This window comes from Ferrigenium sp. UT5 (assembly GCF_045866295.1).
Classification (GTDB): domain Bacteria; phylum Pseudomonadota; class Gammaproteobacteria; order Burkholderiales; family Gallionellaceae; genus Sideroxyarcus.
Map to the genome: position 1 here is coordinate 36,496 of NZ_BAAFRY010000008.1, position 23,081 is coordinate 59,576.

The 23,081-nt window shown below is 60.7% G+C and carries 26 protein-coding genes; 12 read left to right on the forward strand and 14 right to left on the reverse strand.

The window, feature by feature from the left end; genetic code table 11:
* Positions 1–28: 28 nt before the first annotated feature.
* Positions 29–439 (forward strand): CopD family protein, encoded by a 411-nt coding sequence (locus tag ACKTSJ_RS04450; RefSeq protein ID WP_407897794.1) that lies wholly within the window; start codon positions 29–31, stop codon positions 437–439.
* 93 nt (positions 440–532) lie between these two features.
* Complete coding sequence (locus tag ACKTSJ_RS04455; protein WP_407897796.1) at positions 533–1,675, forward strand: class I SAM-dependent RNA methyltransferase; 1,143 nt, start codon at positions 533–535, stop codon at positions 1,673–1,675.
* Between the two features lie 129 nt (positions 1,676–1,804).
* On the opposite strand, the gene ACKTSJ_RS04460 is transcribed toward ACKTSJ_RS04455, so the two are convergent.
* The 7 genes from ACKTSJ_RS04460 to ACKTSJ_RS04490 all read right to left on the reverse strand — a co-directional run bounded on the left by ACKTSJ_RS04460 (position 1,805) and on the right by ACKTSJ_RS04490 (position 8,016).
* Positions 1,805–2,497 (reverse strand): DUF3047 domain-containing protein, encoded by a 693-nt coding sequence (locus tag ACKTSJ_RS04460; RefSeq protein ID WP_407897797.1) that lies wholly within the window; start codon positions 2,495–2,497, stop codon positions 1,805–1,807.
* A gap of 31 nt (positions 2,498–2,528) precedes the next feature.
* A complete protein-coding gene (locus tag ACKTSJ_RS04465; RefSeq protein ID WP_407897798.1) occupies positions 2,529–3,170 on the reverse strand; it encodes a TIGR04282 family arsenosugar biosynthesis glycosyltransferase in 642 nt (213 codons plus the stop codon).
* Positions 3,167–3,865 carry a TIGR04283 family arsenosugar biosynthesis glycosyltransferase gene (locus ACKTSJ_RS04470; protein WP_407897799.1) on the reverse strand — a complete coding sequence of 233 codons (699 nt, stop codon included), beginning with the start codon at positions 3,863–3,865 and terminating at the stop codon, positions 3,167–3,169. Before ACKTSJ_RS04470 ends, ACKTSJ_RS04465 begins: the two co-directional genes overlap by 4 nt.
* Positions 3,866–3,868: 3 nt before the next feature.
* Positions 3,869–4,519 carry a DedA family protein gene (locus ACKTSJ_RS04475; RefSeq protein ID WP_407897801.1) on the reverse strand — a complete coding sequence of 217 codons (651 nt, stop codon included), beginning with the start codon at positions 4,517–4,519 and terminating at the stop codon, positions 3,869–3,871.
* Positions 4,520–4,538: 19 nt separating this feature from the next.
* The gene (locus ACKTSJ_RS04480; protein WP_407897802.1) at positions 4,539–6,689 is read right to left on the reverse strand and encodes an FAD-dependent oxidoreductase; all 2,151 of its coding nucleotides are present in this window, start codon (positions 6,687–6,689) and stop codon (positions 4,539–4,541) included.
* Positions 6,686–7,687, reverse strand: a complete 1,002-nt coding sequence (gene arsS, locus ACKTSJ_RS04485; RefSeq protein ID WP_407897804.1) for an arsenosugar biosynthesis radical SAM (seleno)protein ArsS — start codon at positions 7,685–7,687, stop codon at positions 6,686–6,688. Before arsS ends, ACKTSJ_RS04480 begins: the two co-directional genes overlap by 4 nt.
* Positions 7,688–7,773: 86 nt before the next feature.
* A complete protein-coding gene (locus tag ACKTSJ_RS04490; RefSeq protein ID WP_407897805.1) occupies positions 7,774–8,016 on the reverse strand; it encodes a hypothetical protein in 243 nt (80 codons plus the stop codon).
* Between the two features lie 175 nt (positions 8,017–8,191).
* Here ACKTSJ_RS04490 and ACKTSJ_RS04495 point away from each other — a divergent pair, with 175 nt between their 5' ends.
* The 3 genes from ACKTSJ_RS04495 to ACKTSJ_RS04505 are packed head-to-tail and all read left to right on the forward strand — an operon-like array spanning position 8,192 to position 9,427.
* On the forward strand, positions 8,192–8,734 hold the full coding sequence (locus tag ACKTSJ_RS04495; protein ID WP_407897807.1) for a gamma carbonic anhydrase family protein: 543 nt from the start codon (positions 8,192–8,194) through the stop codon (positions 8,732–8,734).
* A gap of 5 nt (positions 8,735–8,739) precedes the next feature.
* Complete coding sequence (locus ACKTSJ_RS04500) at positions 8,740–9,060, forward strand: DUF2288 domain-containing protein (RefSeq protein ID WP_407897886.1); 321 nt, start codon at positions 8,740–8,742, stop codon at positions 9,058–9,060.
* A complete protein-coding gene (locus tag ACKTSJ_RS04505) occupies positions 9,044–9,427 on the forward strand; it encodes a DUF302 domain-containing protein (protein WP_407897809.1) in 384 nt (127 codons plus the stop codon). The genes ACKTSJ_RS04500 and ACKTSJ_RS04505 overlap by 17 nt, the downstream gene beginning before the upstream one ends.
* A 6-nt stretch (positions 9,428–9,433) precedes the next feature.
* Here the strand turns inward: ACKTSJ_RS04505 and pap are convergent, their stop codons facing one another.
* The 7 genes from pap to ACKTSJ_RS04540 all read right to left on the reverse strand — a co-directional run bounded on the left by pap (position 9,434) and on the right by ACKTSJ_RS04540 (position 16,188).
* Positions 9,434–10,918 carry a polyphosphate:AMP phosphotransferase gene (gene pap / locus ACKTSJ_RS04510; RefSeq protein ID WP_407897811.1) on the reverse strand — a complete coding sequence of 495 codons (1,485 nt, stop codon included), beginning with the start codon at positions 10,916–10,918 and terminating at the stop codon, positions 9,434–9,436.
* Between the two features lie 17 nt (positions 10,919–10,935).
* Entirely contained in the window at positions 10,936–11,391 is a 456-nt protein-coding gene (sixA, locus tag ACKTSJ_RS04515) for a phosphohistidine phosphatase SixA (RefSeq protein ID WP_407897813.1), read from the reverse strand.
* Between the two features lie 74 nt (positions 11,392–11,465).
* Positions 11,466–13,547 carry a polyphosphate kinase 1 gene (gene ppk1 / locus ACKTSJ_RS04520; RefSeq protein ID WP_407897815.1) on the reverse strand — a complete coding sequence of 694 codons (2,082 nt, stop codon included), beginning with the start codon at positions 13,545–13,547 and terminating at the stop codon, positions 11,466–11,468.
* Positions 13,548–13,549: 2 nt separating this feature from the next.
* Positions 13,550–13,822, reverse strand: a complete 273-nt coding sequence (locus ACKTSJ_RS04525; RefSeq protein WP_407897816.1) for an oxidative damage protection protein — start codon at positions 13,820–13,822, stop codon at positions 13,550–13,552.
* A 64-nt stretch (positions 13,823–13,886) separates the two neighbouring features.
* Positions 13,887–15,212 (reverse strand): amino-acid N-acetyltransferase, encoded by a 1,326-nt coding sequence (gene argA / locus ACKTSJ_RS04530; RefSeq protein WP_407897818.1) that lies wholly within the window; start codon positions 15,210–15,212, stop codon positions 13,887–13,889.
* A 36-nt stretch (positions 15,213–15,248) separates the two neighbouring features.
* Positions 15,249–15,434, reverse strand: a complete 186-nt coding sequence (locus ACKTSJ_RS04535; protein WP_407897819.1) for a tautomerase family protein — start codon at positions 15,432–15,434, stop codon at positions 15,249–15,251.
* Between the two features lie 16 nt (positions 15,435–15,450).
* Positions 15,451–16,188 (reverse strand): 16S rRNA (uracil(1498)-N(3))-methyltransferase, encoded by a 738-nt coding sequence (locus ACKTSJ_RS04540; RefSeq protein WP_407897821.1) that lies wholly within the window; start codon positions 16,186–16,188, stop codon positions 15,451–15,453.
* A 77-nt stretch (positions 16,189–16,265) separates the two neighbouring features.
* Here ACKTSJ_RS04540 and ACKTSJ_RS04545 point away from each other — a divergent pair, with 77 nt between their 5' ends.
* The 7 genes from ACKTSJ_RS04545 (at position 16,266) to ACKTSJ_RS04575 (ending at position 23,075) form a co-directional block, all read left to right on the forward strand.
* A complete protein-coding gene (locus tag ACKTSJ_RS04545) occupies positions 16,266–16,826 on the forward strand; it encodes a thioredoxin family protein (protein WP_407897823.1) in 561 nt (186 codons plus the stop codon).
* Entirely contained in the window at positions 16,823–18,196 is a 1,374-nt protein-coding gene (gene trkA, locus ACKTSJ_RS04550) for a Trk system potassium transporter TrkA (RefSeq protein WP_407897825.1), read from the forward strand. Before ACKTSJ_RS04545 ends, trkA begins: the two co-directional genes overlap by 4 nt.
* On the forward strand, positions 18,196–19,656 hold the full coding sequence (locus ACKTSJ_RS04555; RefSeq protein WP_407897826.1) for a TrkH family potassium uptake protein: 1,461 nt from the start codon (positions 18,196–18,198) through the stop codon (positions 19,654–19,656). Before trkA ends, ACKTSJ_RS04555 begins: the two co-directional genes overlap by 1 nt.
* A 111-nt stretch (positions 19,657–19,767) precedes the next feature.
* The gene (locus ACKTSJ_RS04560; protein ID WP_407897828.1) at positions 19,768–20,175 is read left to right on the forward strand and encodes a PleD family two-component system response regulator; all 408 of its coding nucleotides are present in this window, start codon (positions 19,768–19,770) and stop codon (positions 20,173–20,175) included.
* On the forward strand, positions 20,165–20,530 hold the full coding sequence (locus ACKTSJ_RS04565) for a PleD family two-component system response regulator (protein WP_407897830.1): 366 nt from the start codon (positions 20,165–20,167) through the stop codon (positions 20,528–20,530). Before ACKTSJ_RS04560 ends, ACKTSJ_RS04565 begins: the two co-directional genes overlap by 11 nt.
* A gap of 11 nt (positions 20,531–20,541) precedes the next feature.
* Positions 20,542–21,036, forward strand: coding sequence for a chemotaxis protein CheW (locus ACKTSJ_RS04570; protein ID WP_407897832.1), 495 nt, complete (start codon positions 20,542–20,544; stop codon positions 21,034–21,036).
* 23 nt (positions 21,037–21,059) lie between these two features.
* Entirely contained in the window at positions 21,060–23,075 is a 2,016-nt protein-coding gene (locus ACKTSJ_RS04575) for a methyl-accepting chemotaxis protein (RefSeq protein ID WP_407897833.1), read from the forward strand.
* Positions 23,076–23,081: the final 6 nt, after the last annotated feature.

Here is a 23,081-nt window from a genome sequence, read left to right on the forward strand (position 1 = left end):
CATCCAGGTTTTTTTAAGGAGTTGAATCATGTTGTGGTTGAAAGCCTTTCATATCGTGTTCGTCGTAAGCTGGTTCGCCGGGCTGTTCTATCTGCCGCGCATCTTCGTCAACCATGCGATGGCCGAAGAGCCGGCCGTGCGCGAGCGCCTGAAACTGATGGAGCGCAAGCTGTACCGTTTTGTCACGCCCATCGGCGCGCTGGCGGTGATTACCGGTCTGTGGCTGTGGTTCGGCTACGGTTTCAGCGGCGGCTGGTTGCATGCCAAGACCACGCTCGTCGCGGGCTTGGTCGGGTATCACTTCTATTGCGGCCATCTGGTGCGTGAATTCGCCGCCGACCGCAACACCCGCAATCATGTGTGGTTCCGCTTTTTCAACGAAGTGCCGGTGCTGGTGCTGCTGGCAGTGGTGATACTGGTGGTGGTAAAACCCTTTTAGCCACTGAGGCACAGGGATCCACGCGGATGAAGGCGGCGTTATCCGTGTTTCATCCGTGTGCATCAGTGGCCGAGTTGTTTTTTGGAAAATTGAATGCCTGATTTTTTTGCGACCTGTCCGCGCGGACTGGAAAAGCTCCTGGCCGATGAGTTGGGCGGATTTGGTGCGGACAACGTCCGCCCCAGTGCCGGCGGTGTCGGCTTTGCCGGCGACTGGCTGCTGTGCTATCGCGCCAACCTGCAAAGCCGCCTGGCCTCGCGCATCCTGTGGCGCGTGAAGGATGCCATGCCGTACCGCAACGAGCAGGACGTGTACCAGGCCGTGTACGACCTGCCGTGGCCGCGCTGGTTCGACGTGGGCAACACCATTCTGGTCAAGGTCACCGCGATCAAGTGCCCGCTGAAGAGCCTGGAATTCATCACGCTCAAGATCAAGGACGCGGTGTGCGATAAATTCCGCAAGGAAAAGAACGCGCGTCCCAGCGTGGCCAAGCTCGATCCCGACATGCGCATCCACGCCTTCTTTCAGGGCGAGCAGTTCACCCTGTATCTGGATACCTCCGGCGATGCGCTGTACAAGCGCGGGGTGCGCACGCATACCAACATCGCGCCGCTGCGCGAGAATCTGGCCGCAGGCATCTTGAAGATGACCGGCTGGCAGCCCGGCACCCCGCTGCTCGACCCGATGTGCGGCAGTGGCACTTTTCTCATCGAGGCTGCCCAGATGTCGCTCAACATCATGCCCGGGATCGGCCGCCATTTCGCGTTCGAGCACCTGAAGAACTTCGACGCCAAAACCTGGAATGCGCTGCGCGCAGCCGCGCTCGCCGCGCAACAGCCGGTGAGCGAACTGCCGATCTATGGCAGCGATCTGTATGGCGACGCGCTCAAGGCGGCGCACCAGAATCTGGAAGAGGCGGGTATCCGCGAAACGGTCGATCTGAAACAGTGCAACGCGCTGGAGGCGTCACCGCCCGAGAAAGAAGGCATCCTGGTCGCGAACCTGCCCTACGGCGAGCGCATGGGCGACGAGGACGAACTGGCCGAGCTGTACCCGCAACTGGGCGACGCGCTGAAACAACGCTTCGGCGGCTGGAGCGCCTGGCTGTTCACCGCCGACCTGCGCATCGTCAAACTGATGCGCCTGACGCCGTCCAGGCGCATTCCGCTTTACAACGGCGCCATCGAATGCCGTTTGTTCGAATACCGGATCGTGGCGGGAAGCAACCGCACGTAAGGTGCTCCGTGGGGCACGTTCAAGGCGGCGGTCAACTTTCCATATCTGCCGGTTGATGGCAATCCGCGCGCCCGATGTTGGCATATGAAAACTAGAAGTTAGGCCTCTCCTGCTTCCGTCAACCGTTTGTTAAAGCGTGCAGGCCGCGTTTCTTGCCACAAATTGAAAATCGGCAAATCCGGCATGCGCGGTTTCACCCGTGTTATCGGTATCGGAAGCGACGGCGAGCTGGGTCAGACGGGCGCGCGGCTGGCCAAACTCCGCGATCACATCCTGCAATACATCTCGTCGCTCCACCATCCATTTCCCCGCGTTGGCAAAGCCGGATTGGGCCACAATCATGCGCGCCCGGTCGGTATAGGCATTCGGTTGGCGCGTGCCAACCAAATGGCGGTTGTCCCACACATAATTCAGCGCGGCATCCGGCACGGCATCGCCCCATATCGCGCGCGCCAATTTGAGTTTATTCCGCAGCACAAAGCCAAGTTCTTCCTGCGGCAGGGTGAATGACACATACACGCGCGCGGCGTAATCGTCGCCTGCCTTGGTTGACATGTTGGCGCTGACGAGCGGCGCATCCACGCGCCAGCGCCAACACAGTACCGGCGTGGCATTCAGATCCACCGTGAGCGGACGAGCCAGGAGGGCCATGCTGTTGTTGGCGCGCGCCTCGATCGCCAGCACCCCTTGCCAGTGCGCCATCCGGTAGTCCGTAGGATCGACATCCTTGCTGAGTTGTAAAATCCGCCAAGGCTCTGGAATGGGTCCGAACTCAATTGCAGCAGTGTCCGTCCCGACAATTTCGTTTGCCTGTGCCAGCATGGCAACAACCCCAAGCGTGAATAAAACCGTTCTATGCAACAATACGATCACTCCATTCTAGATTCAGATATTTAAGGTCCTGCGGCTCATCCACATCGTGCAGCATTTGCCCGACATGCACCGACCAGCCCAATTGTGCCAGGCGTGCCAGCGTCGTGGTGGCGACGGCGTTGGTGCTCCATGGGATGTCGTTGAAGAGGGTGGTGCTGAAGCGATTTAACCCAAGCAGGGCATAGCCGCCGTCCGCAGTGCAATGCAAAAGCGCGTCGTGATTAAACAGGACATCTCTCGCGTCATGCAGCAGTTGCGGTGACATTTCCACACAATCGGTGCCGATCAATATCGCGCACTCCCCGCGTTCGATACTGCGCTGCGCCGCCCGGGCCAGCCGTTCGCCGAGTTCGCCGTCACCCTGCTCCGAAATGATGATATCCGCCGGCAGCCCGAGGGCGGACCAGGCCGCCACTTCGGTCACGGCCGGCGTTGCACATAATTCGACACTGCCCACCCGGCTTTCCAGCGCGGCATGGACGGTATGCAGCAACATTTCCCTCGCCAGGGCGGCCGCACCGCTTGCCCCCAGCGCGGGAATCAGCCGCGTCTTGGCGAATCCCGCCAACGGGGCTTTGGCGAAAATGATGATGCGCACGGGTGAGTGGGCTGGGGTGCTCATCGGTACAACCTCGCCAATTCAACCGCGTCCGTGCCGCGCCAGTAAGCCCAGCGCAGCCACCACATCAGCAGGATGGTGTGCCACACGCCGTGCGTCTCCCAGCGGCGACCCGCGGTCGTCACGCATTGGCGCAGGCAGGCAGGATGCGAGAAAGACTTCAGGCGTTTGCACAGCTCCACATCTTCCATCAGCGGCTGTTCGGGAAAGCCCTGCAGGTGCTGGAACACATCACGCCGCACGAATAGGGCCTGATCGCCGGTGGCGATGCCGGTCAGGCGCGAGCGCCAGTTCATCAGGTGCGCGATCACGCGCAACATGCGGGAATGCCCGGTGATACACACGTCAAATCGGCCCCAGCAGTATTGTTCCCGTGCCAGGGCCTGTGCGATCAGCTGCGCTGCGGCAGGCGGCAAACGTGTATCGGCATGCAGAAACAACAGCACCTTGCCGCTGGCGCGAGCGGCGCCGGCATTCATCTGGTGCGCCCGGCCACGCGCGGCGTGCACCACGGTAAATCCGGCAACGGCAGCGAGATCGGAAGAACCATCGCGGCTGCCGCCATCGACAAAGATGACTTCGCAGCCACCCCGGCATAGCGGCAGCAAATGGGCAAACAAGTCCGGTAATTGTGCCGCCTCATTGAGCATGGGGACGATGATGGAGAGGGCGGGGGACGGAACCATGAGGGCGGACACGGGTTAAGTATTACCGTTGGCGGCAATGATGGCGTTCGCATCCGCGCGGCCGTGCCGTTTGCGGATCCAGAGTTTCAATACGATGAAAACCAGCAGCATCAGCCCGGCCACCAGCAGGACCCCATCGCGCACGCCTTCCAGTTGCCCGACCACGCCGTTGATTTGATCGGCCAGCAACCAGCCACCGCTGCTCACCACCGTTGCCCACAGCACGGCTCCGATGCTGTCGAACAGGATGAATTGACCCAACGGCAGCCGCGAGATGCCGGCCATCGGGGCGGCGAAGGTGCGGAAGCCCGGAATAAAGCGCGCAAAAATCAGGTTTTTTGGACCGAATTTTTGCATCATTTGCTCGGTATGGGCATGGCAGGCACCGGAGCCAAAACTGACGCGGCAATAGAGGCGTATCAAGTGCGCGGCTCCCAGACGGCCGATGCTGTACCACAGCAAATCACTGACCAGCGCGGCCAATGCGCCCGTCATAATGATGGGAGGCAGATGAAAACTGCCGCTGGCGACCAGGCTGCCCGACAGCAGCAGAGTTAATTCGCCCGCCATCGGAATACCGGCGTTGTCCAGCATCACGCCGACAAATACCGCCGCATAGCCGTACTGGGAAAACAGGCCAAACAACTGATTGACGAGTTCTTTCATGGTGGTTCCTGCGTTGTCTTTATCCGCGCCGCCAAGTGTGAAAATGCGCCAGCCAGGCCAGCACGCGCTGCGGCGCATGCGCGCGCTTCCATTCGCCGGCGGCATATTTGTTGGCTTCTGCCAGCGTCGGATAGGTATGGATGGTGCCGAGTATCTTGTTCAATCCCAGCCCGTGCTTCATCGCCAGCACAAATTCTGCCAACAGGTCGCCCCCGTGTTCGCCCACGATCGTCACGCCGAGAATCTTGTCCTTGCCGGGAACGGTGAGCACCTTGACGAAGCCGTGCGCGGTGCCGTCGGCGATGGCGCGATCGAGTTCTTCGTTGTTGAACTTCACCACCTCGTAGGGGATGCCCCGCTCGCGCGCCTCCTGTTCGTTGAGGCCGACGCGCGCCACTTCCGGTTCGATGAAGGTTGCCCAGGGGATGACCGAGTAGTCCACCTTGAAGCGCTTGAAGTCTCCGAACAGCGCATTCACCGCCGCATACCACGCCTGATGCGCGGCGGTGTGGGTGAACTGGTACGGCCCGGCCACATCGCCCGCAGCAAAGATGTTGGGATACAGCGTTTCCAGATAGTCGTTGGTGGTGACGGTGCGCTGGACGGGGATGCCCAGCTCTTCCAGGCCGAAACCCTTGAGGCGTGCACTGCGCCCGACCGCCGCGATCAGTGCATCGAATTCAATGCGGCGCGCTTGACCGTCATGTTCCACCACGATGTATTTGTGCTCGCCGTCCTTCTCGCAGCGCACCGCCTTGTGGTCGGTCAGCACTTCCACGCCGTCGGCGGTGAGCGATGCACGCGCCAGTTCCGAGATTTCCTCATCTTCGCGCACCAGAATGCGTGCGCCCATTTCAATCTGCATTACGGTTGAACCCAGCCGCGCAAAACTCTGCGCCAGCTCGCAACCGATGGGGCCGCCGCCCAGTACCACCAGACGTTTTGGCGCAGCATCCAGTTCGGCGAAGGTGGACCACAGCGTGTCGCTGGTGACGTAACCCACCTCGTCCAGCCCAGGCAGCGGCGGCACGAAGGGGCGCGCGCCGGTGGCAATGACGATGCTGCGCGTGGTGAGTTTTTGCGTCGTGCCGTCATTCAATTTGATCTCCACCGTCCACGGGTCGGTGATGCGCGCATAGCCGTTCAGCACTTCCACACCGAGGCTGGTGTAACGCTCTGCACTGTCGTGTGGCGCGACCTCGCTGATGACTTGATGCACGCGCGCCATCACTTTGCGAAAACTGAATTCGGGTGCGCCCGCGTTCAGACCGTAGTGCTCGCCGTGGCGAATCAGATTGGCCAGCTTTGCACTCTTGATCAGCGCCTTGCTCGGCACGCAGCCGTAGTTCAGGCAATCGCCGCCCATCTTGTGCGTCTCGATCAGCGTGACTTTCGCCTTCACCGCCGCCGCGATATACGCCGACACCAGCCCCGCCGCGCCGCCGCCGATGACGATCAGGTTGCGGTCGAATTTTTCTGGACGATTCCACTTGGCATACACGCGACGGCGTTGCAGCCAGGTGGTGATTTTTTTGGCAATCATGGGAAACACTCCTAACAGAACGAAAGAGAGCAACAAGCCGGGAGACAGAATGTCGGACAGACTTTGCAGCGCGGCCAACTGTGTGCCCGCGTTCACGAACACCAGCGTGCCGGCCAGCATGCCGACCTGGCTCACCCAGTAAAAGGTGCGCGTCTTCATCGGCGTCAGCCCCAGCAACAGGTTGATGAGAAAGAACGGGAAGATCGGCACCAGGCGCAGAGTGAACAGATACAGCGCGCCGTCGCGCGCGATGCCGTCATTGATTGCCTTCAATTTGTCGCCGAAGCGGCTTTGCACCGCATCGCGCAACACAAAGCGCGAAGCGAGAAAGGCCAGCGTCGCGCCGATGCTTGATGCGAACGACACCAGCACCGTACCTTCCAGCAAACCAAACAACGCGCCTGCCGCCAACGTGAGAATCACCGCGCCGGGCAGCGACAAAGCGGTTGCCACCACATACAGCACAAAGAACACGCCCGCCACCTGCCACGGCGACTGCGCATTCAACGCGGCGAAATCGTGCTGGCCTTGCTTGAGCGCTTCCAGCGTCAGGTAGCGATCCAGATCGAACGCGAAGAACGCGCCGATCAACGCAACGACGAGCGCAATGATGAGGGCGCGTTTCATGCCGCATCCTTGAGAGCTTGGTGCGAAGGGGTTGCTGCTGTGTGGTTGATCGCACCGCCGCAACTGCTGCCCTGGCCTGCGGTGCAGCCATAGCAATGGTCGGCGACGCGAATGGGATGATGCTGCAAATCCTGATTGAGCAAGTCGCGCAAGTGCGGTCTGCCGTTGCCTGGCAAAGCCAGCCCCAGTTGCTGATTGAAATCGCAGTCGTACAGAAAGCCCTGCCAGTCCACACTCACCAGATTGCGGCACATCACCGTGTCGAGATTGGCGGCGGCGAAGTTCTCGTGCAGCAAGCGCAGGTAGTCGTTGAATTGCCCTTTGGAGATCAGCATCGAGCCGAAACGCTGGATCGGCATGTTGGCGATGGCCAGCAACTGGTTGAACACGATGCCGAAGTGATCGAACAACTCGCGCTTGTAATCGGCTTCCAGCGCGGCTTGCGGCGGGGGCAGCACCGCGCCTTGCGGATTGAACACCAGATTCAGCACCAGTCCGCTCCCCGCCACACCGTAGCCCAACTTATTCATCTGTTGCAGGGCGAGAATGCTTTTGTCGAACGCGCCTTTGCCGCGCTGCTTGTCCACGTTTTCCAGCGAGTAGCACGGCAGCGAAGCCACAATCTCGACCTGATTGTCGGCAAGGAATTGCGCCAAGTCTTGCTGTCCAGGTTCGAACAAAATGGTCAGATTGCAGCGGTCAATGACCTTGCAACCCTGCACGCGGGCGGCCTTCACCAGATCGCGGAATCCTTCATGCAATTCAGGCGCGCCACCAGTCAAATCCAGCGTGTGCAGATTGCGTGCCGCCAGCACTTGCGGGATCAAAGCCAGTGTCTCCGCATCCATCATTTCGGTGCGACTCGGGCCAGCATTCACGTGGCAATGCTGGCAACTCATGTTGCATTTATAGCCGAGGTTGACTTGCAGAATCTCCAGCGCGCGACGGCGCAAGGCAGGAAATTCGGTGGCTTGCAGTAACGGTAACGTGGCGTGCATGGTATTCCCTTAATGGTTTGAAGCCGGGTGCGTGGCAATGATTGAGTCGATACCGGAAACAGATTCTTACAAAAGCATCTTTGGATTCAAGAATGAAGTGCAATTTTGAACAAGACGGGTCGAGCGGGATAGCTGCGATCGCCTCTGAGCCTTTTGACCGGCCAGTTGATATTGGACTGATGATCTGTACCCGCTTCACCCGAGAAGAACGATACCAGATTCACGCCCTGTAGAAAGCCGGACATCGCCAAAGCAAGATCGCCCGGGTGCTCGACCGCCAAAAATCGCAAGCGGATTGACAATTGGGAAGCCAACACTCTGATCGGCAAGAACCGCGACTCCACCATCCTCGCGCAACAGGAGATCAATCACGCGATGAAGCGACCGGATAACAGACCGAGAAAACGGCTTGGATTTCTGACACCCGCTCAGGTATTCTTCAAGTCAGGCGTCGCACTTCAAAATTAAATCCAGGCAATCCGCCAACAATTTAGTCCGATAACCATGCCACTCTCCAACTACCTCAACACTTCCCCCGTCCTCGGTGAACGTGTCTATCTGCACCCCTCCTGCCAAGTCATCGGCGATGTGAAGCTGGGTGACGACAGTTCCATCTGGTGCAACACCGTGTTGCGCGGCGACGTGAACCGCATCGTGGTCGGGCGCGGTTCTAATATCCAAGATTTGACGATGTGCCATGTGTCGCACAAGACCGCCGACAAACCCGAAGGCTCGCCGCTGATCATCGGCGACTATGTGACGGTGGGGCATTCGGTCATTTTGCATGGTTGCCGTATCGGGAATGAATGTCTGATCGGCATGGGCTCCATCGTCATGGACGACGTGGTGGTCCCCGACCATGTGATGGTCGGTGCGGGCAGCCTCATTTCGCCCGGCAAGTTGTTGGAGAGCGGGATGTTGTACATGGGGCGACCGGCGAAGGCCGTGCGCGCGCTGACGGACGACGAGATCAACTATCTGCGCTATTCGGCCGATCATTACATTGAGGTCAAAAACAATTTTTTACGGACGGAACAGAATAAGTGAACGCCATGGCCAGGATGCCGCCCGAGGAATTTTCCCGCGCCCAATTGAATCTGGAAACGGCGCAAATCGCCTGGCGCGAGTTGCAACCGTATTTCGCGCGCGGCGTGGCCATTGCAGTGAGTGCGGAACTGGATCTGGTGGAAGTGGCTTATCAGGTATCGTGCGACAACACGACCCAGGTGACAAGCTGGCTGCAGAATGGGCAGCTCGCCCGCATCACGGACGAACAGGCGTTGGCGTGGTATAAAGCCGATGCGCTGGTGTGGGCTGTCGTGGCGCGGCCTTATGTGTTAGTTCAGGAGAGCAGAAATGTATTACACCGTTGAGAGCAAAAAATCTTTCGAGCAGGCCGCAGCCGATCTGGAGGCGGCGGTGAAACGCAACGGCTTTGGCGTGTTGCATGTGCACGACATCGGCAATACGTTGCGCGGGAAGGGCGTGGAGTTCGCCAACCAATGCCGCGTGTTCGAGGTGTGCAACCCGTTGCAGGCCTCCAAAGTGATGGCGGAGGATATGCGTCTGAACATGGCCCTGCCTTGCCGTATATCGGTTTACACCGAAGGCGGCAAGACCCTTATCGGCATGATCAGGCCGGCGGCAATTCTGGCCTCGCTTTCACAAAGTCCGGCGCTGGCTGAAATCGCGCGGGAAGTCGAACTAAAAACCACGCAGATGATTGACGAAGCGAAATAGCCGCGGCTATTTGGTTTTCTTCATTGCGGCCTCGATGCGCGCGCACAGGGTTTTCAAAATCTTGATGCGCGCAAAATTCTTGTCGTTGGCCTCGACCAGCGTCCACGGCGCGATTTCGGTGCTGGTGCGATCCACCATGTCGCACACCGCGCTTTCGTAGTCGCCCCATTTCTTGCGGTTGCGCCAATCTTCTTCGGTGATCTTGAACCGCTTGAAGCCGATCTTCTCGCGCTCCTTGAAGCGGCGCAACTGTTCTTCCTTGGTGATGGCCAACCAGAACTTGACCACGACTGCGCCACTCTCCGCGAGCTGTTCTTCGAAGTCGTTGATCTCGCCGTAGGCGCGCATCCAGTCGGCTTCGCTGCATAATTTCTCGACGCGCTCGACCAGGACGCGCCCGTACCAGGAACGGTCGAAGATGGTGAATCGTCCGATGCGCGGAACGTGCCGCCAGAAGCGCCACAGGTAGGGCTGGGCGCGCTCTTCCTCGGTCGGCGCGGCCACCGGAATAATCCGGTAATGCCGCGCATCCAGCGCGCCGGTAATGCGGCGGATCGCCCCGCCCTTGCCACCGGCATCCGATCCTTCGAACACGGCGATCACGGAGATCTTGCGGAATTTCGGATCGCGCGTGAGCAGCGCCAGCTTGCCCTGATATTTTTCCAGCTCGGTGTCGAATTTCTTTTTGGCGATCTTCTGCGTCATGTCGAGTTTGTCCAGCACATCGAGCTGATCGATCGGCGGCTGCAAGGGGGCGACACGCGCAACCGGCTTTGCCGTGTTGTCCAGGCGGTCGCGCAGCGCCTGCAACAAAGTCTTGCCGACCGTCAGGTTGCGGTAACGCGCATCGCTGCCTTCGACCACGACCCAGGGCGCTTCCGCCGTGCTGGTCTCGCGCAGGGTGTGCTCCGATACCTTGCGGAACTTGTCATACAGCTTGAAGCGCTGCCAATCCTGGGCGGTTACACGCCAGCGCGTCTTGGGGTCTTTCTCCAGCGCTTTGAGACGTTTGCTTTGGGCTTCCTTGGACAGATGGAACCAGAACTTGAGCACCAGCGCGCCCTCGTTGGTCAGCATGCGCTCGATGTGTTTGATGCGCTCGATGTGCTGGCTGAGCTCGGCGGTACTGCTTTGCTTCAGGACACGGCGCACGATGGGCGCGGTGTACCAGGAACCGAAGAACACGCCGATCTTGCCTTTCGGCGGCAGGGCGCGCCAGAAACGCCACATGGGGGGACGCTCCCGTTCCTCGTCCGATTGCTCGCCCATCGCGTGCGCCTGGATGTGGCGCGGGTCCATCCATTCATTGAGCAGGTTGACGGTCTCGCCCTTGCCGGCGCCATCGACGCCGCCGACCAGAATGATGACCTGAAACTTGCCTTTTTCCGCCAGATCGAACTGCGCGTTGAGGAGGTCCTCGCGCAGTTGCGGCACCTCCCTGTCATAGCTGGCCTTGTCGATCTTGTGCCCGAGTTCCGCTGATTCAAACATGAGCCACACCCTCCCAATCAAAGATTCTCCGGGGCAATCGCCAGGCGCAGATTGGTCTGGTAATCGCCCTCGCTGGTGTGGCGGCTGAGCCACCAGATCGCACCCTTCCTGATGCTGAAGCCATTGCCGGAGTCGGCCAGCAGGAGCGCGGCGATCTGTCCCAGCACGGGCTGGTGCCCCACCACCAGCACCGTACCCTCGGCATCGGGCCAGCCAGCCGCCTGCAATACCGACTGTGCCGAAGCGCCCGGCCCGACGGCTGGATCGGTGGTGAAGGACTTGCTGAAGGCGTGCGCGGTCTGTTGGGTTCGCTTGGCCGGACTGACCAGGATGCGTATCGGTTCGGACAGCCGGTTACGCAGAAAAGCGGCCATCTTCTCCGCCTGCTTGTGTCCCTTGTGCGTCAATGCTCGCTCGAGATCGGGTGCGCCGTCTTCCGCTTCGGCGTGCCGCCACAGAATCAGCTCCATCATGCTCTCCCTTCGCATCGTCCGGGTGCAGCTTATACCTCGCCCGCGAGGGTTTCCAGTGGTGTGCTAGCGATCGCTCAATCTTGTACTGGCGCGCTCGCCATTGCGGCCAGCAACGCCGCTTGCGCATTGACGGGCTTGCCGCGCCCGCTGCGTTTGCGGTGCCAGAATCCGTTGCGATCCATTTCCCATGCCTGGACATTGTCCTGCAGATTGATCTTCAGGCCCTCGTCAAGGACGCGTTTTTTAAGCTTCTTGTCGAGGATGGGGAAACAGGTCTCGATACGGCGGAAGAAGTTGCGGTCCATCCAGTCGGCGCTGGCCAGATAAACATCGTGCTTGCCGTCGCGATGAAAATAAAAGATGCGCGAATGCTCGAGAAAGCGCCCGATGAGGGAGCGCACCCGGATGTTCTCCGACAGCCCCTTGACCCCGGGACGCAGGGCGCACACGCCGCGCACGATCAGATCGACCTTGACACCCGCCTGCGAGGCTTCATACAGCGCGTTGATGGTTTCCGGTTCCAGCAGCGCGTTCATCTTGGCGATGATGTGGGCACGCTTCCCGGCCGTCGCCAGCAGCGTCTCGTTGCGGATCGCTTCCAACACCTTGTCGTGCAGGGTGAAGGGCGATTGCCACAGATAGCGCATCTTGCTTGCCTTGCCGAGTCCGGTGAGCTGGATGAACACCTCGTTCACGTCGGCGCAAATATCCTCGTTGCTGGTGAACAGGCCGAAGTCGGTATAAAGCCGCGCCGTGCGTGGATGATAGTTGCCCGTGCCCAAGTGCGCGTAACGGCGCAATTTGCCGTCCTCGCGCCGCACCACCATCAGCAGTTTGGCATGCGTCTTGTGGCCGACCACGCCGTACACCACGTGCGCGCCGACCTGTTCCAGACGCGCCGCCCAGTTCAGGTTGGCCTCTTCGTCAAAACGCGCCAGCAGCTCCACCACCACCGTCACTTCCTTGCCGCGCTTGGCTGCCGCAATCAGGGATTCCATCAACTCCGAATCGGCGCCGGTGCGATACACCGTCTGCCTGATGGCCACCACCTCCGGGTCGCTGGCAGCCTGCTGGATGAAGTCGATCACCGGCTTGAACGACTGATACGGGTGATGCAGCAGGACATCGCCCTTGCGGATCACCTTGAACATGTCCGCCCCTTTCTTCTGCAGCAGCGCGGGCATGCCGGGTACGAACGGCGCAAATTTCAGGTCCGGCCGGTCCACCTTGTCGGGGATGCCCATCAGACGCACCAGGTTGACTGGGCCGTGCACGCGGAACAGGTCGTCCGCGCCCAGCTCGAACTGTTGCAGCAGGAATTCGGCCAGTTCCTGCGGGCAGTTGTCCGCCACCTCCAGGCGCACCGCATCGCCGAAATGGCGCTGCGGCAATTCGCCCTGCAGGCTGATGCGCAGATTCTTCATTTCCTCCTCGTCCACGAACAGGTCGCTGTTGCGCGTCACGCGGAACTGGTAGCAGCCCTGCACCGTCATGCCGGCAAACAATTCACCCACGTGGGCGTGCAGGATGGAGGAGAGAAACACGAAACCATGTGGACAGCCCGCGATCTCGGGCGGCATCGGGATCGCGCGCGGCAACACGCGCGGCGCCTGCACGATGGCTTTGGCGGAGTTGCGGCCGAAGGCGTCCTTGCCCTGCAACTCGACGGCAAAATTCAGGCTCTTGTTCAGTACGCGCGGAAAGGGATGCGCCGGATCAAGACCGATCGGGGTGAGCACCGGCATCACGTCGCGCAGGAAAAATTCCTTCACCCAGGCCTGTTGCGCATCGTTCCAGTGGGTGCGGCGCAGGAACCTGATGCCCTGTGCCGCCAGGGCGGGCACCAGTTCTTCGTTGAACAACTGGTACTGGCGTCCTATCAGTTGATGGGTCGGATCGAACAGCCGTTTCATCACCTGGGCCGCCTCCAGCCCGTCGGGGCCGGCGGCAATGCCGCCCAGCTTGATCTGCTCTTTCAGGCCGGCGACGCGAATCTCGAAGAATTCATCCAGGTTGCTGCTGACGATGCACAGGTACTTGAGCCGTTCGAGCAAAGGGACGGCAGCGTCCTCCGCCTGCGCCAGCACGCGGCGATTGAACTCCAGCAAGCCGAGTTCACGGTTGAGGAAATTCTGCGGGAAACTACCCTTGCTCACTTTCAGTTCGTGGGCGGCACGTAACCGGCTGGCATCTGCGCCTCCGCTCCGAAGAAATAGTTCTCCATCTGTTGCGCCAGAAACTGGCGCGCCTTGGCATCCGCCAGATTGAGGCGATTCTCGTTCACCAGCATGGTCTGGAATTTGATCCAGCCCTGCCAGGCCTCCTTCGACACGCTGTTGAAAATGCGCTGTCCCAGCGCGCCGGGATAGGGCTGACGTTCCAGCCCTTCCGCTTCGCGTCCCAGTTTTACGCATTGCACCATTCTCGTCATTGCTGTTCTCCATAATCGGTTGAGGATAGGCGCCCAATATTACACGCCGATGAAGCACGCCGCGTCATTTCAGATTCTTGACGAAGACCTTGGAGCGGCGCTGGTAGTTATACAACGCCTTCTTCTGTTTCGGCAGCTGGCCCACATCGGCTTCCCTGAAATCGCGCTCGATGAACCAGTGCGCGGTGCGGGTGGTCAGCACAAACAGTTTTTTCATTCCCTGCGCTTTGGCCAGTCCGCTCATGTGCTTGAGAATGGCTTCGCCGTAACCGTGGTCGCGGCAGGACGGCTCCACCGCAAGGCAAGCCAGTTCGGCCGCCGCCTCGTCGGGGAAAGGATAGAGCGCGGCGCAGCCGATGATGCGATGGTCGTGTTCCAGCACAATAAAGCGCGCGATCTCCTTTTCCAGCAATTCGCGCGAACGCCGCACCAGGATGCCTTGTTCCTCCAGCGGCCGCAGCAGTTGCAGGATGCCGCCCACATCCTCGATGGTCGCCGCGCGCAGCGTGTTCAACGTGCTCTCCACCACCATGGTGCCGATGCCCTCGTCGCTGAACAATTCCTGCAGCAGCGCGCCGTCGGTGTGCCGGCTGATGAGATGGGTGCGCGCCACGCCCGCTTCGCAGGCCCGCAACGCGCAGGGCAGAAACAGGCTCACGTCATCCGGCCATTTGCGCTTCTTGCCCAGCACCGCCTGCGCGTCGGCAATCGTGAGTTCCTTGATCAGTTTGCCCTTGCCGTCCGTCACGCCGTCGGTATCCATCAGGAACACCAGCTTGTCCGCATCCAGCGCGACGGCGGTGGCGGTGGCGACATCTTCCAGGGTGAGATTGAACACCTCCCCGGTGGGCGAATAGCCGAGCGGCGAAAGCAGCACGACTTCGCCAAACTCCATGCGGTCGCGCAGCGCCGCCACGTCCACCTTGCGCACGCTGCCGGTGTGCATCATGTCCACGCCGTTGATGACGCCAATCGGTTGCGCGGTGATGAAGTTGCCTCCCGCCACGCGAATATCGGCATTCGCCATCGGCGAGTTGGCCAGCCCCATCGACAACAGCGCCTCGATCTCCAGCCGCACCCGCCCGACCGCTTCCTTCACGCACAGCATGGTCTCGGCATCGGTCAGGCGGATGCCCTGATGATAGGTGTCCGCCAGACTGTGTTTGGCCAGATGCTGCTCGATCTGCGGCCGTGCGCCATGCACCAGCACCAGACGGATGCCGAGCGCGGCCAGCAGATTGAAATCGTGCGCCAGCTCGACAAACTTGCCGTCCGCCACTACCTCGCCCCCGAACGCGATGACAAAGGTCTTGCCGCGAAAGGCGTTGATGTAAGGCGCAACGGAACGGAACCAGGCAACGAAATCGGCGGGTGATGAGGTGGCAGGCATGGCAGTCCTTTCAGGTTGATGCGCTATCTTGGCGCGCTACTCCTCATCGAGCAACGTGCCGCCGATCGCCCAGTTCTCGTCGGGCAGTTCGTCGAAAGCGATATAGGTATAGCGTTTCGGCTTCAGCGCGATGCGCTCCAGCGTGTCCGTGATTTCTGCGGCGATCTTCGCCTTCTGTTCGCGGCTTAATTCGCCCGCGATGCGGATATTGACGTAGGGCATTGGCGCTCCTTTGCATTCAGTTGAAATCTCCCCACAGGGTTTGCAGCGCGGCAATCCCGGCGATGGCGGCGGTTTCGGTGCGCAGCACGCGCGGTCCGAGCAGGACCGGAACGAAGCCGGCCTGCTGGGCGACATTCGCCTCGTCTGCGGTAAAGCCCCCTTCCGGACCGATCAGCAGGATGGCACTGCCCTGTGGCTTGGGTTGTGCCTGCAACCCGCCCGCGCCGCCGGGCAACAGAATGAATTTGCCGCCTTCCGCACCGCGCATTGCCTGCACCCATTCCGCCAAACTCTGCGGCGCCTGCAGCTGCGGCAACTCGTTGCGCCCGCACTGTTCGCAGGCAGCCACCGCGACATTATGCCAATGCAGGGCACGCTTGTCGGCGCGATTCGCGGCCAGTTTGGCCACGCTGCGCTGGGTCTGAATCGGAATGATCTCGGCCACCCCCAGTTCGGTTGCCTTCTGCACCACCCAGTCCATCTTTTCGCTGCCGCACAGCGCCTGCGCCAGCACGATGCGCAGCCCGCCCGCCGGTGTCGGCATGCAGGTTTGCAGGTTGCCCAGCAACACGTGCTTGCCGTGGATGGCATGCAGGGTGGCATCCAGCGCATTGCCCAGCCCGTCGAAGATCTGCACCGCATCGCCGACCCGCAGCCGCAACACGCGGCTCGCGTGATGCGCCGCCTCGGGGGGCAACTCGCAGTTGGCGCCGGCGGGCAGGGGCGGCGGGCAATAGAATCTGGGTGCGGACATGGCGACGCAGGAGCTGGACGATGGGCGTGATAATATAACGCCGCAAAAAATCACGCTGTTCTTCAGGAGGAAGTCCCATGATCAGTCTGCAACCCCCGTTGTGCGATTTCGGCTGGAAAGCCCGCCCCTTCGATTTGCCGGGCGTGGACGGCAGGCGCCACACGCTGGAGACGGCACGCGGTCCCAAGGGGCTGCTGGTCATGTTCATCTGCAATCACTGCCCCTACGTGAAATCGGTCCGCGACCGCATCATCCGCGATACGCGCGAGCTGCAGCAGCACGGCATCGGCAGCATCGCCATCCTGTCGAACGATCCGGCGGAGTACGCCGAAGACTCGTTCGAAAACATGCAGCAGGTGGCGCAGGAATTTTCCTACCCTTTCCCGTATGTGTGGGATGAATCGCAGCAGGTCGCCCGGGACTACAGCGCGGTCTGCACGCCGGATTTCTTCGGCTTCAATGCGGCCCTGGAGTTGCAGTACCGGGGCCGCCTCGACGCTTCGCGCAAGGAAGCCGTGCCAGGCGCCGCGCGCGACCTGTTCAACGCCATGGTGCAGGTGGCGCAAACCGGACAGGGGCCGCGCGAGCAGATCGCCAGCATGGGTTGCTCGATCAAGTGGAAAGGTGAAGCGGCGTGAAAATCCTGATTCTGGGTGCGGGACAGGTCGGTTCCACCGTGGCCGAAAGCCTGGTCGGCGAAGCCAATGACATCACCATCATCGATTCGGACGGCGAAAAATTGCGCCTGCTGCAGGACCGCCTCGATCTGCGCACGGTGGTCGGCAATGCCGCCCACCCTTCGACGCTGGAGCAGGCGGGGATCAAGGATGCCGACATGCTGCTGGCCGTAACGCAGAGCGATGAAGTGAATCTGGTCGCCTGCAAGCTGGCCGCCAGCCTGTACAACACGCCGACCCGCATCGCGCGTATCCGCGCCGCCGATTACCTCATGCGGGATGAGCTTTTCAACGCGGACAATTTCTGCGTCGATTTTTCCATCTGCCCGGAACAGATCCTGACCGAATACATCGCCAAGCTGATCGAATTCCCGGAAGCGCTGCAAGTGCAGAAATTCTCGCAGGGCAAGGCATCGCTCGCCGCGGTGCGCGCCTACCTCGGCGGGCCGCTGGTCGGCCAGCCCCTGAGTTTCCTGCGCAAGGATATGCCGCAGGTGGAAGCGCGGGTGGCGGCGATCTTTCGCCAGGATCGTCCCATCATCCCGGAGGGAGACACCGTCATCGAGGAGGGGGATGAAGTGTTTTTCATCGCCGCCAGCGAGAACATCCGCAGCGTGTTGCAGGAAATGCGGCGCATGGACAAGCCGGCGAAACGGGTGGTGATTGTCGGGGGGGGCAATATCGGCTTCCGCCTGGCGCGGGAGATCGAGCATCACTATCAGGTCAAGCTGATCGAATTCGACAAGAAAGCCTGCGAGCGCCTGGCTGGAAAACTGACGAACACCTTGGTGCTGCACGGCGACGGCACGGACGAGAAACTGATGCAGCAGGAACATATCGGCGAGGTGGATGTGTTCTGCGCGCTCACCAACGACGATGAAAACAACATCATGGCCGCCCTGCTGGCCAAACAGGCCGGCGCGCGCAAGGTGATCGCCCTGATCAACCGTGGCGCCTATGTCGATCTGTTGCAGGGCGGCAAGATCGATATCGCCCTGTCCCCGGCGCAGATCACCATCGGGTCGCTGCTGGCCTATGTGCGCCAGGGCGATGTCGCAGCCGTGCATTCCCTGCGCCGGGGCGCGGCCGAGGCTCTGGAACTGGTGGCGCATGGCGACCGCGAATCTTCGCGCGTGGTCGGGCGTCGCATCGACGAGATCGAACTGCCCAAGGGGGCGACCATCGGTGCGATCGTGCGCGACCAGCAAGTGGTCATCACCCATCACGATACGGTGATCGCGGCGGAAGACCACGTGATCGTGTTCGTGGTGGACAAGAAGATGCTGAAGAAAGTCGAGAAATTATTTCAGGTTAGCCTCGGGTTTTTCTGATGCATCGCACCCTGACCGTCATCAATGCGCTGGGACTGTTGCTGGTCATGTTCAGCCTGACCTATTTGCTCCCCCTCTTCACCGCGCTGATCTATCACGACGACAGTTTATTCATCGATTTCCTGCTGGCAATGGTGCTGACCGCCGGGTCGGGCATCCTGATGTGGCTGCTCACCCGGCGTTACAAGGGCGAACTTTCCACGCGCCACGGCTATTTGCTGGTGGTGACCATGTGGACCTCGATGCCGCTCTTCGCCACCCTCCCGTTGTTGCTCGCCCTTCCGGACCTGTCCTTCACCGACGCCTACTTTGAAACGATGTCCGGCATCACCACCACCGGCGCCACGGTGCTGACCGGGCTGGACATGCTGGCACCCGCCCTCAATCTCTGGCGCCATGAACTGGAATGGCTGGGCGGCCTGGGCATCATCGTGCTGGCGGTCGCGGTGCTGCCGCTACTGGGCGTCGGGGGGCGCCAATTGTTCAAAGCCGAGACACCGGGGCCGATGAAAGACTCGGCGCTGACGCCGCGCATCGCCGACACCGCACGCAGCCTGTGGGTCGTTTATGTGATCATCACTCTGGTCTGCATTGCTTCGCTCAAATGGGCCGGCATGTCCTGGCTGGATGCGATCTGTCATGGCTTTTCCACCACCGGACTGGGCGGCTTCTCCACCCATGACGCCAGCGTCGGCTATTTCGACTCGCCGCTGATCGAATTCGTGATGATGGCCTTCATGCTGTTTGCGGTAGTCAACTTTGCCACCCACTTTCTGGCCTGGCGCGGCAAGACCTTGCGCGTCTATCGGTTCGACACCGAAGCGCAGGCGGCCCTGGGTCTGATTATCGCAAGTTGCTTCGGTATCGCCTTCTTCCTCTGGTTCAACGACGTCTATCCGGACTTCATGACCGCCTTGCGTCATGCCAGCTTCAATGTCGTGTCCATCGGCGCGAGTTCAGGTTTCGCCAGCGTCGATTACGGCCAATGGCCGATCTTTGCGCCGCTGTGGATACTGTTCGTCGGCTGCATCGCGTCCAGCTCCGGCTCCACCGGCGGCGGCATCAAGATGATCCGCACCCTGGTTTTGGTGAAGCAGGCCGGGCGCGAATTTTTGAAGCTGCTACACCCGACCGCCATCAATCCGATGAAGATTGGCGGCCACGTCGTCGCCAACAACATCGTATTCGCGGTGCTCGGCTTCATTTTTCTTTATTTCATGGTGATTGCCGGCATGACGTTTGTGCTGCTCATCAGCGGCCTGGATTTCCTCACGGCCTTTACCGCCACCCTCGCCTGCGTCAACAACTTCGGCCCCGGCCTGGGGATGGTCGGCCCCGCCGGCAACTATAGCGGGCTGACCAATTTCCAGATATGGATCTGCACCTTCGGCATGCTGGTCGGACGCCTGGAAATCTTTACCGTGCTGATCCTGTTCACCCCGGCCTTCTGGAAACGTTGAGCATTCCGGGCAAAATGCGGTAGCATCTGCAACCCGCTGCCTGTAATGTTCGCAGGCGTCGGCACGACGACACGCCAGGGTAATAAAATAAACAGCGTGCAAGGAGGAAAGATGAATAACAGTTTGTCTGGAGTCAATGTGTTATTGATCGACGACAGCAACACCATTCGGCGCAGTGGTGAAATTTTCCTGTCGCAGGCGGGCGCCAAAGTCATGTTGGCGGAAGATGGCTTCGACGGTCTGTCGAAGGTGGTTGACCACAAGCCGGACATCATCTTCGTCGATGTGATGATGCCGCGCCTGGATGGTTACCAGACCTGCGCGCTGATCAAGAACCACCGCGACTTCAAAGAGGTGCCGGTCGTGATGCTGACCAGCAAGGACACGCTGTTTGACCGCGCCCGTGGCAAGCTGGTCGGTTCCGACCAGTATCTGACCAAACCGTTCAACAAGAAGAGCCTGATTGAAGCAGTGATCGCGCATACACAACGATATGAGGAAACTGGATATGGCAATTAAGAAAGTGTTGGTGGTGGACGATTCGGCAACCGAACGCCATGTGCTGGGGGACCTGCTGAACAAACAGGGCTTCGAAGTCAGCTTTGCCGAAAGCGGTGAACAAGGGGTCGCCACGGCCAAAAGCAGCTTGCCCGACCTGATCCTGATGGACGTGGTGATGCCGGGTCTGAACGGTTTTCAGGCGACGCGCGCAATCAGCAAGGACGAAGCCACCCAGCATATCCCGATCATCATCTGCACCACCAAAGGTCAGGAGACCGACAAGATCTGGGGCCTCCGCCAGGGCGCCAAGGACTATGTCACCAAACCGATCGACGCCCAGGAGTTGCTGGGCAAGATCGCCGCACTCGGCTGATCCCGCCGCCCATGTCCAAACGCTTCAATCTGCGCGAGTTTCAGCAACAGGTGCTGGATCGCCTGCAAGCGCAGGGGGCCGGAAACGCCAAAATCTCGACGCTGGGCGTGCAGGTGGGGCAGCACCTTTGCCTGGTGGACATGACAGACATCAGCGAAGTTCTGCCGGTGCCGGTCATGACCCAGGTGCCGCTGACCAAACCGTGGTACTGCGGCGTCGCCAATGTGCGCGGCAACCTGTACAGCATCATCGACCTGAATGCCTTCCCCGACCAGCCGCCCACCGTGCGCGAAGCCGCGAACCGCGTGCTGCTGCTGGGGCAGCGCTTCGCCTTCAGTGCGGGCGTGCTGGTCTCGCGCGTGCTGGGATTGCGCAACACCGAAAGCTGGCAGCGCACTGAAGAAAGCGGCATCGTGCGCTATCGGGACGAGCGCGGCCAAATCTGGCACAGGCTGGACATCCAGCAACTTTTACAGCAACCGGAATTTTTGCAGATCGGGGAATGAACCCCGGCGCTCAAGGAGAAAACATGGCCTTAAAACTACCTTCCACAGGCACTTCATCCGCCGCCAGCAAATCCGGGGCGGCCGCCGTACAGAATTCCCGTTCGCTGCGCATTCCCTGGTTCAGCGCACAGTCTTTCGACCGCCAGTTGCGCATCCTCGGTTTTCTGCTGCTGCTGTTCCTGGTCCTGGCGGCCGCTTTTTCCTACCTCGACCGGCGGGCAGCCAATGTCAGTTCGCACCAGGCGACCCAGGCGTCCAAACTGCAGCTTTATCTGCAGCGCCTGGAAAAGAATGCCGAGGTCGCCAGTATTTCGGGGGACAGCGATGCGTTCGATGCGCTGAATGATGCGCGTTCCCAGTTCGAGACGACCCTGAAACTGCTTGATCAGGGTGAAGCCGATTTTCCCGCCACGACCGGCGCGGCGCGCGAGCCGCTGGAATCCCTGTTGCAGGAAACAGCACAGATCGGCAAGCTGCTGGACCAGGTGGAAGCGGGGCGCCCCCTGCTGGTAACGCTGGAGCGCGGCGCTTCGCTGCGCGACGATCTGCTGGCCAGCGCCAACCAGATGGTCAGCCGTATCGCGCCCGCTTATGGCGCAAAGGCGCTGCGCCTCCAGTTGTTGCTGGAACAGGTCGTGGGCACGGTGCAGACCGTGCAGACTTCATCCAACATCAAGGCGCTGGATACTTTGCCGGCGAAGCTGGCTTCCGCGCGGGCGTTGCTGGACGAGCTGACGCCTGCCGATACGGCGGTTGCCTCCCTGTCGGAGGACTTCGAAAGCTACCAGAACGTGGTGGGTTTCATTGTGGCCAACAAAGACCTGCTGCTGAATTCACGCACGGCAGCCCAGCAAATCCTGCAACGGGACGTGCGCATGCAGTCACTGACCCAGGGTCTGCTGAACGCCTATGAAGAGGCCGGATCGGGCCGGGTCACCGGTTTCATGGTGGCTTTTTCCGGCGGCATGTTGCTGCTGTTGCTGCTGTTGCTGTCCAAGATCTACCTGGATGAATCGCAGCGGCGCGAACACGAATCCGACCGCATCAACAAGCATAACCAGCAGGCCATTCTGCGCCTGATGAACGAATTGTCCGATCTGGCCGACGGCGACCTGACCGCCAAGGCGACTGTCTCGGAAGACATCACCGGCGCCATCGCCGACTCGATCAACTACACCACCGATGAGTTGCGCCGGCTGGTATCGCGCGTGATCTCCGCCACCGAGCAGGTGAACAAGGCCACGAATGATGCGGGTACAGTGACCCAGGGGCTGCTGACCGCGACCCAGAAACAGGCGTCCGAAATCCGCGATGCGGGCGGCGCGGTGGAACTGATGACCAAATCGATTCAGGAAGTTGACAGCAGTGCGGCGCAGTCGGCTACGGTGGCGCGCCATACCCAGGAAGTGACGGAACAGGGCGCTCAGGCGGTGCGCAACGCGGTGGCCGGCATGAACGGCATTCGCGAACAGATTCAGGAAACCTCGAAACGCATCAAACGGCTGGGCGAAAGTTCGCAGGAAATCGGCGAAATCGTGGACCTGATTTCCGACATCACCGAACAAACCAACGTGCTCGCGCTGAACGCGGCCATCCAGGCCGCTTCCGCCGGCGAAGCGGGACGCGGCTTTGCGGTGGTGGCAGAAGAAGTGCAGCGCCTCGCGGAACGGTCCGCAGAAGCGACCAAGCAGATCGGCTTGCTGGTCAAGACCATTCAGGGCGACACGCAGGATGCGGTGACCGCGATGGAAAAAAGCACCCAGGGCGTGGTGCAGGGGGCGCAGTTGGCCGATGAGGCCGGGCAATCGCTGCATCAGATCGAACAGGCGACCCGCGAACTGAACGACCTGGTGAACAGCATTTCGGTTTCCACCCAGGTGCAGACCGACATGGCCCAGGAGGTGGCCGGCGTGATGGCGGACATTCTGAAAATTACCGAACAAACCTCCAAAGGCACCCAGCTCACCAGTGCCTCGGTGACCCAGCTGGAAGGGCTGGCACGGGAATTGAGCAGTTCCGTATCCGGTTTCAAACTTTAAGCCGGG

What these genes read in the sequence shown, in the direction of transcription:
- ACKTSJ_RS04450 (WP_407897794.1), top strand. Translation starts at nt 29, where the DNA reads ATGTTGTGGTTGAAAGCCTTTCATATCGTGTTCGTCGTAAGCTGGTTC.
- ACKTSJ_RS04455 (WP_407897796.1), top strand. Translation starts at nt 533, where the DNA reads ATGCCTGATTTTTTTGCGACCTGTCCGCGCGGACTGGAAAAGCTCCTG.
- ACKTSJ_RS04460 (WP_407897797.1), bottom strand. Translation starts at nt 2,497, where the DNA reads ATGCTGGCACAGGCAAACGAAATTGTCGGGACGGACACTGCTGCAATT.
- ACKTSJ_RS04465 (WP_407897798.1), bottom strand. Translation starts at nt 3,170, where the DNA reads ATGAGCACCCCAGCCCACTCACCCGTGCGCATCATCATTTTCGCCAAA.
- ACKTSJ_RS04475 (WP_407897801.1), bottom strand. Translation starts at nt 4,519, where the DNA reads ATGAAAGAACTCGTCAATCAGTTGTTTGGCCTGTTTTCCCAGTACGGC.
- ACKTSJ_RS04480 (WP_407897802.1), bottom strand. Translation starts at nt 6,689, where the DNA reads ATGAAACGCGCCCTCATCATTGCGCTCGTCGTTGCGTTGATCGGCGCG.
- arsS (WP_407897804.1), bottom strand. Translation starts at nt 7,687, where the DNA reads ATGCACGCCACGTTACCGTTACTGCAAGCCACCGAATTTCCTGCCTTG.
- ACKTSJ_RS04495 (WP_407897807.1), top strand. Translation starts at nt 8,192, where the DNA reads ATGCCACTCTCCAACTACCTCAACACTTCCCCCGTCCTCGGTGAACGT.
- ACKTSJ_RS04500 (WP_407897886.1), top strand. Translation starts at nt 8,740, where the DNA reads ATGGCCAGGATGCCGCCCGAGGAATTTTCCCGCGCCCAATTGAATCTG.
- ACKTSJ_RS04505 (WP_407897809.1), top strand. Translation starts at nt 9,044, where the DNA reads ATGTATTACACCGTTGAGAGCAAAAAATCTTTCGAGCAGGCCGCAGCC.
- pap (WP_407897811.1), bottom strand. Translation starts at nt 10,918, where the DNA reads ATGTTTGAATCAGCGGAACTCGGGCACAAGATCGACAAGGCCAGCTAT.
- sixA (WP_407897813.1), bottom strand. Translation starts at nt 11,391, where the DNA reads ATGATGGAGCTGATTCTGTGGCGGCACGCCGAAGCGGAAGACGGCGCA.
- ACKTSJ_RS04525 (WP_407897816.1), bottom strand. Translation starts at nt 13,822, where the DNA reads ATGACGAGAATGGTGCAATGCGTAAAACTGGGACGCGAAGCGGAAGGG.
- argA (WP_407897818.1), bottom strand. Translation starts at nt 15,212, where the DNA reads ATGCCTGCCACCTCATCACCCGCCGATTTCGTTGCCTGGTTCCGTTCC.
- ACKTSJ_RS04535 (WP_407897819.1), bottom strand. Translation starts at nt 15,434, where the DNA reads ATGCCCTACGTCAATATCCGCATCGCGGGCGAATTAAGCCGCGAACAG.
- ACKTSJ_RS04540 (WP_407897821.1), bottom strand. Translation starts at nt 16,188, where the DNA reads ATGTCCGCACCCAGATTCTATTGCCCGCCGCCCCTGCCCGCCGGCGCC.
- ACKTSJ_RS04545 (WP_407897823.1), top strand. Translation starts at nt 16,266, where the DNA reads ATGATCAGTCTGCAACCCCCGTTGTGCGATTTCGGCTGGAAAGCCCGC.
- ACKTSJ_RS04555 (WP_407897826.1), top strand. Translation starts at nt 18,196, where the DNA reads ATGCATCGCACCCTGACCGTCATCAATGCGCTGGGACTGTTGCTGGTC.
- ACKTSJ_RS04560 (WP_407897828.1), top strand. Translation starts at nt 19,768, where the DNA reads ATGAATAACAGTTTGTCTGGAGTCAATGTGTTATTGATCGACGACAGC.
- ACKTSJ_RS04565 (WP_407897830.1), top strand. Translation starts at nt 20,165, where the DNA reads ATGGCAATTAAGAAAGTGTTGGTGGTGGACGATTCGGCAACCGAACGC.
- ACKTSJ_RS04570 (WP_407897832.1), top strand. Translation starts at nt 20,542, where the DNA reads ATGTCCAAACGCTTCAATCTGCGCGAGTTTCAGCAACAGGTGCTGGAT.
- ACKTSJ_RS04575 (WP_407897833.1), top strand. Translation starts at nt 21,060, where the DNA reads ATGGCCTTAAAACTACCTTCCACAGGCACTTCATCCGCCGCCAGCAAA.